Origin of the sequence: Rhodococcus sp. OAS809 (assembly GCF_040546695.1) — a bacterium.
Taxonomy (GTDB): Bacteria; Actinomycetota; Actinomycetes; order Mycobacteriales; family Mycobacteriaceae; genus Rhodococcus_F; species Rhodococcus_F qingshengii.
On record NZ_JBEPOI010000002.1, the window covers coordinates 5,375,021 to 5,387,998 of the forward strand.

Below are 12,978 nucleotides of genomic sequence, written 5' to 3' on the forward strand. Positions count from 1 at the left end.
AGGCATCATGCGAATTGTTGTTCTGGGCGGAACCGGCCAGATGGGAAAGCTGGTCGTCGAGCAGGCGAAAATCGGGGGCCATGACGTCGTCGCCGCCGCTCGATCGACGGGAGTCGACATCTCCACGGGTGCGGGGTTGGACGAAGCATTTGTCGGTGCCGACGTGGTCGTCGACGTGAGTGATCACGTCACCAACAGTGCCAAGAAGGCAATCGAGTTCTTCGAGACGGCAGCGAAGAACATCGCCGCGGCCGAAGCCAGAGCAGGCGTTAAGCATCACGTGCTGCTCTCGATCGTGAACTGCGACGATCCGCGATTGAAGTCCTTCGGTTACTACCAGGGGAAGGCTGCGCAGGAACGCGCGGTGGAAGCGTCGAGTATTCCTTTCACGATCCTGCGATCCACTCAGTGGTTCGAGTTCGGCGAGAAGACGATCGCGCTGTTCGGACTGGGGCCGATCGCGATGGTTCCTCGGATGCGGTCACAACCGGTGGCAGCGAAGACCGTTGCCGAGGCGCTCGTGACCTGCGCTCAGAACGGTCCGACCGGGAGGGCTCCGGACCTGGCCGGGCCCGAGGTCCTCGAGATCCCGGCCATGACGCGCGAGATCTTGAAATACCGTGGCCGACGTAAGTGGCTGATCCCGATCTCGATGCCGGGAGCGGGTAAGGCGATGAAGGGTGGGGCGCTGCTGCCCGCGCCGGGATCCACAACTGCAGGACCCACGTTGGAAACCTGGTTGCACGAGAACTGAATAGGAAAGGCGGCCGCGCAAGTGCGCGGCCGCCTTTTACTCACGTGGACGGTTGGGTTCAGAGATCCGGGTACGAGGTGAGGTTGTCGACCTTCTCGGTGGTTTCGGGCTCTTCGGGCAGCTTGCCGGTCACCAGGAAGATGACACGTCGGCCGACCTCGACGGCGTGGTCGGCGAATCGCTCGTAGAAGCGGCCGAGCAGCGTGACGTCGACTGCGGCAGCAACGCCGTGCTTCCACTCACGGTCCATGAGGACGGTGAAGAGGTGGCGGTGGAGGTCGTCCATCGCTTCGTCTTCTTCGCGCAGACGGGCAGCGCGCTCGGGGTCGCGGGTCTCGAGGACGACCTTGGCGGCCGCACCGATGGAGACAGCGATGCGTCCCATCTCGGCGAAGTAGCCGTTGACCTCTTCAGGAAGCACGTGGTTGGGATGTCGGCGGCGCGCGATCTTGGCGACGTGCAGGGCGAGTGCGCCCATGCGGTCGATGTCGGCGACGATCTGGATTCCGCTGACCACCGAGCGCAGATCTCCGGCAACGGGAGCCTGCAAGGCGAGCAACGCAAACGCGCGCTCCTCGCAGATGGTGCTGAGTTCGGTGATCTTGTCGTGTTCGCCGATTACTTGTTCTGCCAGGGACAGGTCTGCCTGGAGCAGGGACTGGGTGGCGCGCTCCATAGCGGCACCCGCCAGTCCTGCCATCTCGCCGAGCGTGTCTGCAAGCTCGGTCATCTGTTCGTTGTAAGCCACGCGCATGAGGTCAGAGCCTACGTGCCGTGAAAGACCAAGTCACAAGCACCAGGTGAACGCAAGGTGAATGAACGCGTGTCAGTCGCAGGTGGTGTCGCCGGCGTTGACGCTGGCGATGTCGGCGGGCAGAGCCGTCGAGGTGCTGGTGTCGACCGACGTCGGATTTGCCGCCAGGATGGTTCCCGGGTCCGCGGGGGCGACGACGGTGCCGGCGAAATTGCTTCCGACGACGACCTCGATCATGTCTCCCATGCTCGGAGCGAGAACCAGAACCGCGCCGGGAATCGACGACGCGACGGTCACCGCTTCAGCCTCGTAACCTGCGGCGTAGCGCACGACGGTGGTCGACGCTTGAGCATTCGCCAGGCCGGTGGCTGCGCTGAAGTTACCGACTGTGGAGATCTGGAAACCGTAAGCCGCGAGGCTGTCGGCGATTGTCGCGGCCTGCCCGGCGATTCCCGACGCGTTGGAGACGTCGACCGAGATGTTGTAGGCGCTCATTGCCTCGACGGAAGTGGCGGCCGGCGGCGTGCTGGACGTAGGCGCGGTTGTCGTGGAACTGGTCGACGACGGTGTGGTGTCCTCGCGCTCTTCGCCCGGAAGCGGATCGTCGTCGATGATCGCCTGGAAGAGGGACTTGATCTCGTCCGTGCGAGGAATCTCGTTGCCCCAGTCGTTGGTGCCGTCCGTGGGGACCGTCAAGAACGTGACCGCGCCTGCGTCGACGTTCTGGAGCGAGCGACCGAGGGTGACCAGTGACTTGGTGTCGATGTTTTCGACGAACGTGTCGCTGGTGAAGGCGTTGATGAATCCGTTGAGCTTGCTCGGATTCAGGAGGACCTGGTTGGACAGGGCCGAGCGGAGCAGCGCTGACAGGAACTTCTGCTGACGGGTGATGCGCCCGTAGTCGCCGTTGCCCTCGGCTTCGACGTGGCGAGCACGCACGTAGTTGAGGGCGGTACGGCCGTCGAGCATCTGCGTGCCGCCGGAGGCGAGGACGGTTCCGAGGATGCCGTCTTCGATCGGTCCGGGGGAGCAGACGTTCACACCGCCGACGGTGTCGACCATGCGCTCGAAACCGGCGAAGTCCATTCCGACGAAGTGCCCGATTTTCAGGCCGGACATCTTCTGGATGACCTTGACCAGGCATTTGGGGCCACCGAGTGCGTACGTCGCATTGAGTTTGTCCCCGCTCGCTGCCGGGAAGGTTTCGCTGGTGTACTTGCCGGCGTCGTTGTCCCATCCCTGACAGATCGGACGTTCGACGTCGAGGTCACGCGGGAAGGAGACGGCGACGACGCGGCTTCGGTCGGCGGGAATGTTCACCAGCATGACCGTGTCGGCTCGGGCGCCTTCGGCGTCTTCGACGGTTCCGGCGCCGATCTCACCGCTCGCACCGGCGCGGGTATCGGTGCCGATGATCAGGTACGTCTCGTCGCCGAGTTGACCACCGGCGTCGATGATGTCGTCGGACTCGGTGTCGAGTGCCGCAATCTGATCGAATCCGCCTTCGACCGAGCGCAGATAGCCCCACACGACGCCGGTCAATGCGAGAGACATGACGGCCAGGAACGCTACTGCCGATCGGCCGATCACTTTTGCGCGATGGCGGCGGCGAATCTTGCTTTGCGCCAGACGAGTGGCGCCGGTGTCACCGACTACCCGCGGCACTGCGGAGGTGACGGGATGTTCTTCGGTGATCCAGTCCGCAGCGGCGGGCGGAACGGTCGGACGGGCGGGAATCGGCCGGGCGGGGGGCGGCGACGACGCTGCTGAAGATTGAGTCTTGGGTGGTACGGATTTGTTCGGCGCCGGCTTGGGCGGCGTAGCCGGGGCTGGTGGCGGCTTCTTGTCGCCTACCCGACGGACCAACTCGGCGACCGAAACAGAGTCGTCGGTCGGAGGCGAGTCCCGTCGCCCGGTACGTCCACTGCTGCGACGCTCCGGGGGACTGGGTGGTTGCGGTGTTGGTCGCTGGGGTGTGGCAGGGCGCTGGGGCGTTGCCGGTTGGTCCGGTCGGGCGTTGCGGAAGCGCTTGTCTGCGAGCGGACGTTCCCAGGGGGCGCGGCTCTCGGGCGGAGGTGGGCCCGAATCGTGATCATCACCCACCGATGCAACCTGTCCCGTCGTCGACTGTCAGTAACTCGTCATTCAGATGCCGGCGTCAACCGGTTGTCGACGAAGCTGGAGCCATATTACTGGTGAATCCTGAGTGCTTCACTCAGAAAGTGATGTGAGTAATCCGACGGCGTGTTTTCGCTAGCCACCAGAGTGCATCATGTCAGCTCCCACCGGCACAAGGTCGTCTTCGGGATCGTCGAGCCAACCTTCCGGGAGTGCTACCTGACCGGGTGAGCCTTGGCGTCCGCGCGGGCCTTCGGCGTCCTTGGGGAACGGGACGTCGTGGTCGAGCTGTCCGAGCAGATCGTCCAGTTCGGACAACGTGCTGACCAGAGCCATCGAGACCCGCAGATCCGATCCGACCGGGAACCCACGCATGTACCAGGAGACGTGCTTGCGAAGTTCGCGCAGACCCTTCATTTCACCGTGATGTGCGGCGAGCAGTTGGGCGTGACGGGCGATGATCTTGGTGACTTCGCCGAGCGTCGGCGGCGTGGCGATCTGTTGTCCGTTGAGAGCTGCGCTGAGTTCCGCGAACAGCCATGGCCGTCCGAGGCAGCCGCGTCCGACGACGACGCCGTCGCAGCCGGTCTCGTTCATCATGCGGGCAGCATCCGAGGCGTCGAAGATGTCGCCGTTGCCGAGGATCGGCACGTCGGTGACGTGTTCCTTGAGGCGCGTGATCTCGTTCCAGTCAGCAGTGCCGGAGTAGCGCTGCGACGCGGTACGTGCGTGAAGTGCGACGGCAGCGGCGCCTTCAGCTGCCGCGATCCGGCCGGCGTCGAGGTGCGTGTGATGTTCGGGGTCGATGCCGACGCGCATCTTGACGGTGACCGGAATGTCGGTGCCTTCGGTGGCGCGCACGGCTGCCGCGACGATCTGACCGAACAGTCGACGCTTGTACGGTAGAGCCGATCCGCCGCCCTTGCGGGTCACCTTGGGTACCGGGCAGCCGAAGTTCATGTCGATGTGATCGGCCATGTTCTCGTCGACGATCATCTTGGCCGCGGCGTAAGTCGTATCCGGGTCGACGGTGTACAGCTGCAGCGACCTGGGCGTTTCGGTCGGACCGAACGTGGTCATGTGCATCGTGGCGGGTTGGCGTTCGACGAGCGCGCGGGCGGTGACCATCTCGCAGACGTAGAGCCCGGACGTGCTGCCTGCACGTTCGAGTTCGAGTTCACGGCACAGCGTGCGGAAGGCGACGTTGGTGACGCCCGCCATGGGTGCGAGAACCACGGGGCTGTGCAGCTCGAGTGAACCGATACGAAGGGATGACATGTCTACCTCTGAACAAATACTTGTGACAATTGGAAGTGCCCGGTACCGAATCCGGTACCGGGCACAGAATAGCTGGTGAAACTAAGAAGCCTGCTGTTCGCGCTTGGCGGCTTCGCGTGCGAGCATGCGATCGCGCTGTTCCTCGAACTTCGTCGCGTTGGCGGCGAGTGTCTCGAGGAAGGCCGCCAACTCTTCGCGCGTGTTCTCGCCTTCGGCGCTGAAATCGTTGCGCTCGAAGATGTTCCACTTGCGCAGGACAGGCCAGACGACCTCGTCGAGGTGTTGGCGAAGGTCGTAGATGCCGTGCTTGGCCATGAGGGCGCCGTTACGGCGGAAGTTCGGCATGCCGGCACCGGGCATCTGGAAGTTCTGGACGATGTTCGCCACAGCCTTGAGCGCCTGATCGGGAGCAAGATCGAGCGCGGCGGCGCAGATGTTGCGGTAGAAGATCATGTGCAGGTTCTCGTCGGCCGCGATGCGCTGAAGCATCTTGTCGGCAATCGGCTCGTCGCAGGCCTTGCCGGTGTTGCGGTGGCTGACGCGCGTCGCGAGTTCCTGGAAGGTCACGTAGGCGACCGAGTGCAGCAGGCCGGCGTCGCCCTCGTCGATGGGTGCGCTGTAACCGTTTGTCATGTGTTCCATGCGGAAGCGCTCGAGCTCGACGGGGTCGACTGCGCGCGTGACGACGAGGTAGTCACGCATCACGATGCCGTGGCGGTTCTCCTCGGCGGTCCACCGGCCGACCCACGTTCCCCAGGCACCGTCCTGCGAAAAGTTCTCGGCGATCTCACGGTGGTACGACGGCAGGTTGTCCTCGGTGAGCAGGTTGGTGATCATCGCGGCGCGAGCTACCTCGCCGAGTTGTGACTGTTCGAGACTCCAGTCTTCGCCACCCATGGCTGCGAAGTTACGGCCCTCGTCCCACGGAACGTAGTCGTGTGGATGCCATTCCTTGGCCATGGAGATGTGGCGGTTGACGTTCTCCTCGGCAACCGGCTGCAGCTCTTGTAGCAGCTCCAGCTGCGTCAGAATCCTCGTCATTTCTTGCCTCCATGTTGAGTGAATGCGCGACTTCGCCCCAGCCTACGGCACCGTAGGTTTGAAAAGAATGGCATGAAAATTGCTCCCCTCGAGGGATGTTACCGATCCGTAGTTATCCGGGGGCACTTTCACTACCAAGTCGTTCTTTCGACGTAGTCGCGGAACGTCCGGGCGGGATCGGACAGCTCGCGGCTCTTCGACCAGATCAGCCCTATTTTTCGCTGTGCTCCTTCGATCGGTACGTAGACGACTCCTTCGGCCCAGATCGGTGGATCCTGAACCGGCATGACCGAGACACCGAAGGACGCGGAGACCAGTCCGCCGACCGTTGCCAGCTCGCTGCTCTCGAAGACGAAATTCGGAGTGAATCCTGCGGCCGCGCACAGTTCATCGAGAATTCTTCGCATCCCGAAGTTCGGATGCATACCGATGAACGGTTCGTCGGCCGCGTCCGCAAGCTCGACCGAATGCAACTTCGCAAAGCGATGATCAGCCGGAACAGCCAATGCCAGTGACTGCTGGGCGATCTGCATCCACGCCACCTGCGGATCGCGCGGCTGAGGCGAGACGACGGCCAGGTCGGACGTGCCGGCGGCGATTCTGTCGACCAGGAACTGCGCGCTGTCCTGATGCAGTTCGAATCGCACTCCGGGATACTCGACGCGGTATCCGCGCAGCATGTGCGGCACCAACCAGGTGCCGAACGAGTGGAGGAAGTCGAGTCGGACCGTGCCGCTCTCGGGGCTCGCCAGCGACTGGATTTCGGTCTGCGCGGCGTCGAGGGCACGCAGTGCGATGCGAGCATGTCGATAGAGGATCTCGCCGTACCGGTTCAGTTCGAGTCGGCGTGCCTGACGGTCGAAGAGTGTCACGCCGATCTGTCGTTCGAGGCGAGCGAGTTTGCGCGAAAGGGTCGGCTGCGACAGGTGAGTCAGATCCGCGGTAGCGGTCACCTGTTGGGTTTCGGCGAGCACGACAAACCATTCGAGGTCTTCGGTCAGCATCACGAACCCAATCTATATACCCCCAGAGCATATAGAACACCAAGTTTATGCATTTTCTTTTGCCGAGTCTGGGCGGGAGGATTCTTGCCGGAGGTAAGTGATGCCTGGAGGTACGTGGTGACTGTCGAGAATGTGATCGAATCCGAAGTGATGCCGCTTCGCCGCGGAACATCGGGATATCGAACCGTGACCGTTGCGTTGTTCGCGGCCGGGCTGTCGACGTTCATCTCGATGTACGCGGCACAGGCGTTGCTGCCTGCGTTCGCCGAAGACTTCCACGTCTCGCCTGCGGTGTCTGCGCTGTCCGTCTCGGCGACGACGGGCATGTTGGCGTTGGCAATCATTCCGGCCAGTGCGCTCTCCGAGCGCTTCGGTCGCACGCGGGTGATGATCGCGTCGGCGTCGGCGTCCTGTGTGATCGGTTTACTTCTGCCGCTAAGTCCGACGATCGAGGTTCTGCTGGTCGGACGCGCAGCACAAGGATTGGCTCTGGCCGGTGTCCCGGCGGTGGCGATGGCCTATCTGGCCGAGGAGGTCGATCGGAAGGACCTCGGTGCAGCGATGGGAAGGTACGTCGCCGGCACGACGATCGGTGGGCTGATCGGACGGCTCGTGCCGTCGGCCGTCGTCGATTTCAGTACGTGGCGTTGGGCGCTGTTGACTGCGTCCGCGCTGTCGGCATTGTTCGCGCTCAACATGATCCGGCGGCTTCCCGCGTCGAAGTTCTTTCGCCCGCAACCGATATCGGCGCGCACGATCGCGTCGAATCTACGACGCCACCTTGCGAACCCGTCGCTGCGAACACTCTTCGCTTTGGGATTCATCCTGATGGGCGGCTTCGTGTCGATTTACAACTTCCTCGGGTTTCGGCTCACGGCAGCACCTTTCGGCCTTCCTGAAGCGCTTGTGGGCCTGGTGTTCCTTTTCTACCTTGCCGGAACTTTCACCTCGGCGGTAGCCGGCGGGGCCTCTGACCGACTGGGTAGGCGCAGCGTGCTGCTCGGGTCGGTTGTCGTCATCGGTATCGGCCTGGCACTGACCGTTCCGGACAATCTGGCGTTGACGCTCGTGGGGATGCTGCTCTTCACCGGAGGATTCTTCGCCGCACATTCGGTGGCCAGCGGTTGGGTGGGGCTGATCGCTACCGATCACCGGGCCGAGGCGTCGGCGTTGTATCTGTTTGCCTACTACGCGGGTTCGTCCGTGGCGGGCGCCCTCGCGGGTCTTGCATACGCGGGTGGCGGTTGGGTCGGGGTCAGTACTTTTGTGGGCGCGCTGCTGTTGGTTGCGTTTGCCTTGTCACTGAGGATGTTTCGATCTTCGACGATTGACTGAACAGAGCACTGCGGCGACCCCGAACGGGATCGCCGCAGTGCGTTCTGTCGAGCGTCTTACTTCTTGCCGCCGCCGAGGAGGCCGCCGAGCAGGTCTCCGAGGCCGCCGCCACCGGATCCACCCAGGATGCCGCCGAGTGCGCCGCCGATGCCGCCGCCGGAATTGCCGCCGCCGCCGAGAATTCCGCCGAGGAGATCCCCGAGCCCGCCGCCACCGGAGGCCTGAGTCTGCGCGCCGGCACCGCCACCGGTGAACTGCTTGGCGAGGTAGGCCAGGACGATGGGAGCGAGGATCGGCAGCAACTGCTTCACCAGATCGTTTCCACCGCCGCCACCGACACCGCCCAGTGCGCTGGCGACCTGATCGGTGTTGCCGCCGAAGATGTTCGAGACGATCTTCTGACCGTCAGCGGTGTCGACTTTGCTGATGTCGACGCCGTCGTCGAGAAGGCTGGTGTCGGCGTGAGACTGCAACGCGCTTTCCAGCGAGGCTGCACCGGCGGGATCCTGCGCGTTGGCGCCGAGGCCACCGACGAGGGTCGGAAGTGCAGTCTTGACCGCCGATTCGGCAGTTGCCTGGTCGACGCCGAGTTGCTGCGCGATCTGGTCGATGGGGATCTGGGATAGAAGGTCGTCAAGCGATGCCATTGATGCCCTACCTCTTCTGGGGTACTACTCGTCAGTACCCGGCTGTTGCAGACACTAGTGAATGTCGGCGTCGACGGTAACCCTCCGGTTGCCGAGCGGTCAGGCTCGGGTCTTCTCGCGGGGGACCAGGCACGCTAGGAGAGCGAGAATCAGTCCGCCGGCCGTCAGAATGAATCCTGTCTGATTTGTCAGGATCGTGGAGTAGTTTTCCCTGATGACATTGTCGAACTGATCGTTCACGCGGTAGTAGAACGTGCCAAGAGTCCCCAATCCCACGATAATTCCGATCCATGCTGCGATGCGAGAACCGAACAATGCGGCGATCAGAATCAATACGGCGGCGGCGAGCAGAAGTATCGCCATCGACCGGTAGAAGGTCACGGACTGATCGCCGAGTTGCTCGATTGCCCACCCGGCCGGAAAGCCGTCCCGCAGGTCCTCGAGGCGAACGTTGTCGGGTTTGACCCCGGCCAGTACGTACATGAACGAGCCGACGGCAACGGCGATTCCACAAATGAGCAGAACGAGATGAACTAACGTGCGCATGCCAGTCTCCCTGTGTTCGGAGTTCGGTGACGCGGTCGTCGCCGAGCCTAGCTGTGTCGCGGGTGTCAAGCTCGGTATCGGGCGTGCAGAATCGTCTCCATGCCCGACAACATGCGTCGACTCGAAGAGATCTCGCTGTCGCTGCCGGAAGCGGAGCGCGTCGACATCGAAGCGTGGGACGGCCACCCGACGTTCCGGGTCCGAGGCAAGAACTTCGTGTTCTGCAACCTCGAAGCCACCTCCTTGACCGTCAAGCTGAGCAAGGAGGAAGCCGAAGCGGTGGTGGCCACCGAACCAGGCGCAAGTGCTGCGGGCTACGGACTCGGTCGACACGGGTGGGTTGCACTCGACATCGGCACCGACGTTTCCGAGGAGAAATGGTCGCAACTGGAGGAGTGGATCTACACCTCGTTCACCCTCGTTGCGCCGAAGCGGCTTGCCCGGATCGTTCTCGATGCGGATGAGGAACGCCCGTAACGGATAGATTCGTCAGTACAGACGCCGACTAGACGAGGAATTGTCATGACGACACCGGAAACTTCACCGGCCACCGCAAAACCGGGCATGCCGCCGTGGGCGAAGAAGGCCATCGGGATCGCAGTGATGGCGGTGGTCCTGGTCATCGCTTACTTCATCCTTGCCGCCTTCCTTCCGCGTTGGTGGGCGCAGCGCATTGCGTCGTTGGCGAACGGCAGTTTCAGCGCCGGAATCGCGTGGGGGCTGCTGTTCGGTCTCGTGTGCACCCTGGTCCCGCTCATCTTCTTCCGGGCGGTCTGGCAGGTGCGCAAGCGCAAGCATGCTCGAATCATGCAGATCACGGCTCTCGCGTTGGGTGTGATCTTCGCGCTGCCGAATCTGCTCTCTCTGACAGTTGTTCTCGGCAACAACAACGCTGCGCATGCGGGCGAGCGGATCCTCGACGTCGACGGCCCCGGATTCCGCGGAGCATCCGTTGTCGGTGCCGTCCTGGGCGTTGCGTTGTTCCTTGGACTTGTCGCGCTCGGCTACATGTACAAAAAGCGTGGCAAGGATCTCGACAAGATGCGCGGTGAGCTCAAGCAGCACGAGCCGCAGAGCAAGGGCGAGGCTCCGGCTCCGGAAATCTGAGTCAGCTCTTCGACCGAGTACTCAGGCCGACACCGACTCCGACGGTTCCCGCCGCCACCAGTCCGGCGAGCGGGACAGCCCAGTGTCCGGCAAATGTGCAGGCGAGAACCAGGATTGCGCTCACTGGTAGAACAGCCTGCTCGATCCTGTCGCGCTTGAAATGTCGTGAGTGCATGAGCCACACGAAGATCAGGAACATCGCGGCGGGGATCGTGACCGCGGCAGATGCTGCGAACGTCGAAATGTGCGCCTCGCCAACTGCTTCCTCGACGGCTACTTCGATGCCGGCGCCGATGGCCGCAGCGGATCCGAATACGAAGTAGTGCCCGTATCCCCACAACAGGACGGCGCGATTGCCCTGGTCTGCGAGGTACTCGTGGATCGGGACGGCGAAGTAGATCCACAACGCGGAGAACACGATCAGAACTCCGCCGACAGCAATCGGAATCAGTAGGTCGGCGGCGTCGAAATCCCGGATGCCGGATTGGACCGCGATGGTGGCGGCAGCAATGGTTTCGCCGAGCATGATGATGGTGAAGAGGCCGTAGCGTTCGGCGATGTGATGCGGGTGCCACGGCGTCTGGTGGTTGCGTTCGGCGATCGCCGGCACCGCGAGTTCGGCGATCATGAGAACGAAGAAGCCGGGTATCCACGCCGACGCCGGCATCAGGAGCAGCACGATCCAGCCGGCCTGGACGATCACGAGCCCGGCGGCATATTGCAGAGCAGTCGTTCGCGCTGCACCGGATTCACCGCTGGCGGCTCGAAGCCATTGGCAGGTGAGCGCAATTCGCATGATGAGGTAGCCGACGATGGCCGTCGTACGGTCGGTTCCGTCGAATGCGTCGGGGATTCCGGCGGCGAAGACGAGCACGCCACAAATCTGTACGAAGGTCGCGACCCGGTAGGGGACGTCGTCCGTGTCGTAGGCAGACGCGAACCAGGTGAAGTTCACCCACGCCCACCACAGCGCGAAGAAGACGAACATATAGCCGGCGATGCCGTCGGCGTAGTGGCCCTCGGCGACAGCATGCACCAGTTGAACTCCGGCCTGTGCGGCTGCAACCACGAAACACAGGTCGAAGAACAGTTCGAGTGGCGTCGATGCTCGATGGTCCTCGTCGCGGCTGCGTGCGCGCATCCGGATGATCGGCATTACGGCCCGGCCGTGGCCCGCGCCTGTACTGGTGTGTTCTGTCATCGTCCCCACCTTGCTCCGACGTCTAGTGCAGGAGCGCAGTCTAGGGCGAATTCCGTCGGGTCGACGAATGAGACATTTCGCCCCTCACCACACGAGAACGGGTTTGATGACGCGCCCCGACGCTTGATCTTCGACGGCTTTGTTGATGTCGGCGAATGCGTAGCGCGTCACCAAGCGGTCGATCGGAAACCGGCCACCAGTGAAGAGTTCGACGAGTTCGGGGATGAACGTCGAGACTTCCGACTCTCCTTCGATGCATCCTCGAATTGTCTTTCCGCTCAGCATGATGTCGGCCATGTTCACCTCGACCGTGGATGCTCCGAGTCCGACTACCGCCAGTGTTCCCCGTGCTCGAAGTGATGTGACGGCTTGATTGATCACGGAGCCGATTCCGGTGGTGTCGAGGGAATGCGTCGAACCTCCGTCGGTGGCGGCGTGGACCGCGTCGATCACATCTTCATTCGAGGGATCGACAGTGACGGCGCCGAATTCCTCGGCGAGTGCGCGCCGCTGCGCAACGGGGTCCACGGCGACCAGGGTGGAAACGCCGGCAGCCCTCGCCGCCAGCAGCGCTGCGAGTCCGACGCTGCCTGCCCCGAAAACGACAAACGTCGAGTCGGGCTCGGGGCGAAGCAGATTCAGTACCGCGCCGGCGCCGGTTTGAAACCCGCAGCCGAGCGGAGCTGCGACGGTCAGGTCCACCGCAGGATCGACGACGACGGTGTTGTCGGCAGAGGCGATGACGTATTCCGCGAAGCTGGACTGGCCGAAGAAGGCGGACCGTAGCGGGGTTCCGTCTCGCCGGATCGGCGTCGAGCCGTCGGTGCGTGCGCCAGAGCTGTTGAGCCCGTGTGAGCTTTCGCAGTACGCCCGATGGCCGCTGAGACACTGCCTGCACACACCGCAACTGCGGTAGCTCAGCAACACGTGATCACCGGGCGCAATGCTGTCGATCGACGAGCCGACGGCCTCGACCACCCCCGCCCCTTCGTGCCCGAACACGCAGGGGCCGAGTCTTTCCGGTAGCGCCGACTTCGTGAACAGATCTGTGTGGCACAGGCCGGTCGCGACGATGCGAACCAGGATCTCGTCTGCGCGGGGGTCGTCGATCTCGACGGTGTCGAGCGTGAAGGGGGAGTGCGGGCCGTGTGAGAGCGCCGCTGTCATCTGCATGGAGGATCTCGAATTCTGTT

At 63.2% G+C, this 12,978-nt stretch carries 13 protein-coding genes; 4 read left to right on the plus strand and 9 right to left on the minus strand.

What is annotated here, in order from left to right:
- Window positions 1-7: 7 nt before the first annotated feature.
- Window positions 8-754, plus strand: coding sequence for an SDR family oxidoreductase (locus ABIE52_RS28225; RefSeq protein WP_003940029.1), 747 nt, complete (start codon window positions 8-10; stop codon window positions 752-754).
- Window positions 755-812: 58 nt separating this feature from the next.
- Here the strand turns inward: ABIE52_RS28225 and phoU are convergent, their stop codons facing one another.
- The 5 genes from phoU to ABIE52_RS28250 form a co-directional block, all read right to left on the minus strand.
- Window positions 813-1,508, minus strand: a complete 696-nt coding sequence (gene phoU, locus ABIE52_RS28230; RefSeq protein ID WP_003940130.1) for a phosphate signaling complex protein PhoU — start codon at window positions 1,506-1,508, stop codon at window positions 813-815.
- A 72-nt stretch (window positions 1,509-1,580) separates the two neighbouring features.
- Complete coding sequence (locus ABIE52_RS28235; protein WP_042451384.1) at window positions 1,581-3,611, minus strand: LCP family protein; 2,031 nt, start codon at window positions 3,609-3,611, stop codon at window positions 1,581-1,583.
- Window positions 3,612-3,761: 150 nt separating this feature from the next.
- Window positions 3,762-4,904, minus strand: a complete 1,143-nt coding sequence (gene dusB / locus ABIE52_RS28240; RefSeq protein WP_003939756.1) for a tRNA dihydrouridine synthase DusB — start codon at window positions 4,902-4,904, stop codon at window positions 3,762-3,764.
- An 81-nt stretch (window positions 4,905-4,985) separates the two neighbouring features.
- Window positions 4,986-5,945 (minus strand): acyl-ACP desaturase, encoded by a 960-nt coding sequence (locus tag ABIE52_RS28245; protein WP_003940492.1) that lies wholly within the window; start codon window positions 5,943-5,945, stop codon window positions 4,986-4,988.
- A 131-nt stretch (window positions 5,946-6,076) separates the two neighbouring features.
- Window positions 6,077-6,952: a LysR family transcriptional regulator gene (locus ABIE52_RS28250; RefSeq protein WP_192712245.1), complete on the minus strand. Its 876-nt coding sequence runs from the start codon at window positions 6,950-6,952 to the stop codon at window positions 6,077-6,079.
- 147 nt (window positions 6,953-7,099) lie between these two features.
- Here ABIE52_RS28250 and ABIE52_RS28255 point away from each other — a divergent pair, with 147 nt between their 5' ends.
- The gene (locus ABIE52_RS28255; RefSeq protein WP_167349871.1) at window positions 7,100-8,284 is read left to right on the plus strand and encodes an MFS transporter; all 1,185 of its coding nucleotides are present in this window, start codon (window positions 7,100-7,102) and stop codon (window positions 8,282-8,284) included.
- Window positions 8,285-8,340: 56 nt separating this feature from the next.
- Here ABIE52_RS28255 and ABIE52_RS28260 read toward each other — a convergent pair whose 3' ends face one another.
- Together ABIE52_RS28260 and ABIE52_RS28265 are read right to left on the minus strand one after the other, a co-directional pair.
- A complete protein-coding gene (locus ABIE52_RS28260) occupies window positions 8,341-8,931 on the minus strand; it encodes a DUF937 domain-containing protein (RefSeq protein ID WP_003940105.1) in 591 nt (196 codons plus the stop codon).
- A gap of 99 nt (window positions 8,932-9,030) precedes the next feature.
- Window positions 9,031-9,477, minus strand: coding sequence for a hypothetical protein (locus tag ABIE52_RS28265; protein ID WP_003939955.1), 447 nt, complete (start codon window positions 9,475-9,477; stop codon window positions 9,031-9,033).
- Between the two features lie 99 nt (window positions 9,478-9,576).
- On the opposite strand from ABIE52_RS28265, the gene ABIE52_RS28270 reads away from it, so the two are divergent.
- Together ABIE52_RS28270 and ABIE52_RS28275 are read left to right on the plus strand one after the other, a co-directional pair.
- Window positions 9,577-9,954: an MmcQ/YjbR family DNA-binding protein gene (locus ABIE52_RS28270; RefSeq protein WP_020908916.1), complete on the plus strand. Its 378-nt coding sequence runs from the start codon at window positions 9,577-9,579 to the stop codon at window positions 9,952-9,954.
- A 45-nt stretch (window positions 9,955-9,999) separates the two neighbouring features.
- Window positions 10,000-10,584: a hypothetical protein gene (locus ABIE52_RS28275; RefSeq protein ID WP_003940111.1), complete on the plus strand. Its 585-nt coding sequence runs from the start codon at window positions 10,000-10,002 to the stop codon at window positions 10,582-10,584.
- Window position 10,585: 1 nt separating this feature from the next.
- Here the strand turns inward: ABIE52_RS28275 and ABIE52_RS28280 are convergent, their stop codons facing one another.
- Complete coding sequence (locus ABIE52_RS28280; protein WP_075834255.1) at window positions 10,586-11,785, minus strand: low temperature requirement protein A; 1,200 nt, start codon at window positions 11,783-11,785, stop codon at window positions 10,586-10,588.
- 84 nt (window positions 11,786-11,869) lie between these two features.
- Window positions 11,870-12,958: an NAD(P)-dependent alcohol dehydrogenase gene (locus ABIE52_RS28285; protein ID WP_003940364.1), complete on the minus strand. Its 1,089-nt coding sequence runs from the start codon at window positions 12,956-12,958 to the stop codon at window positions 11,870-11,872.
- Between the last annotated feature and the right edge of the window lie 20 nt (window positions 12,959-12,978).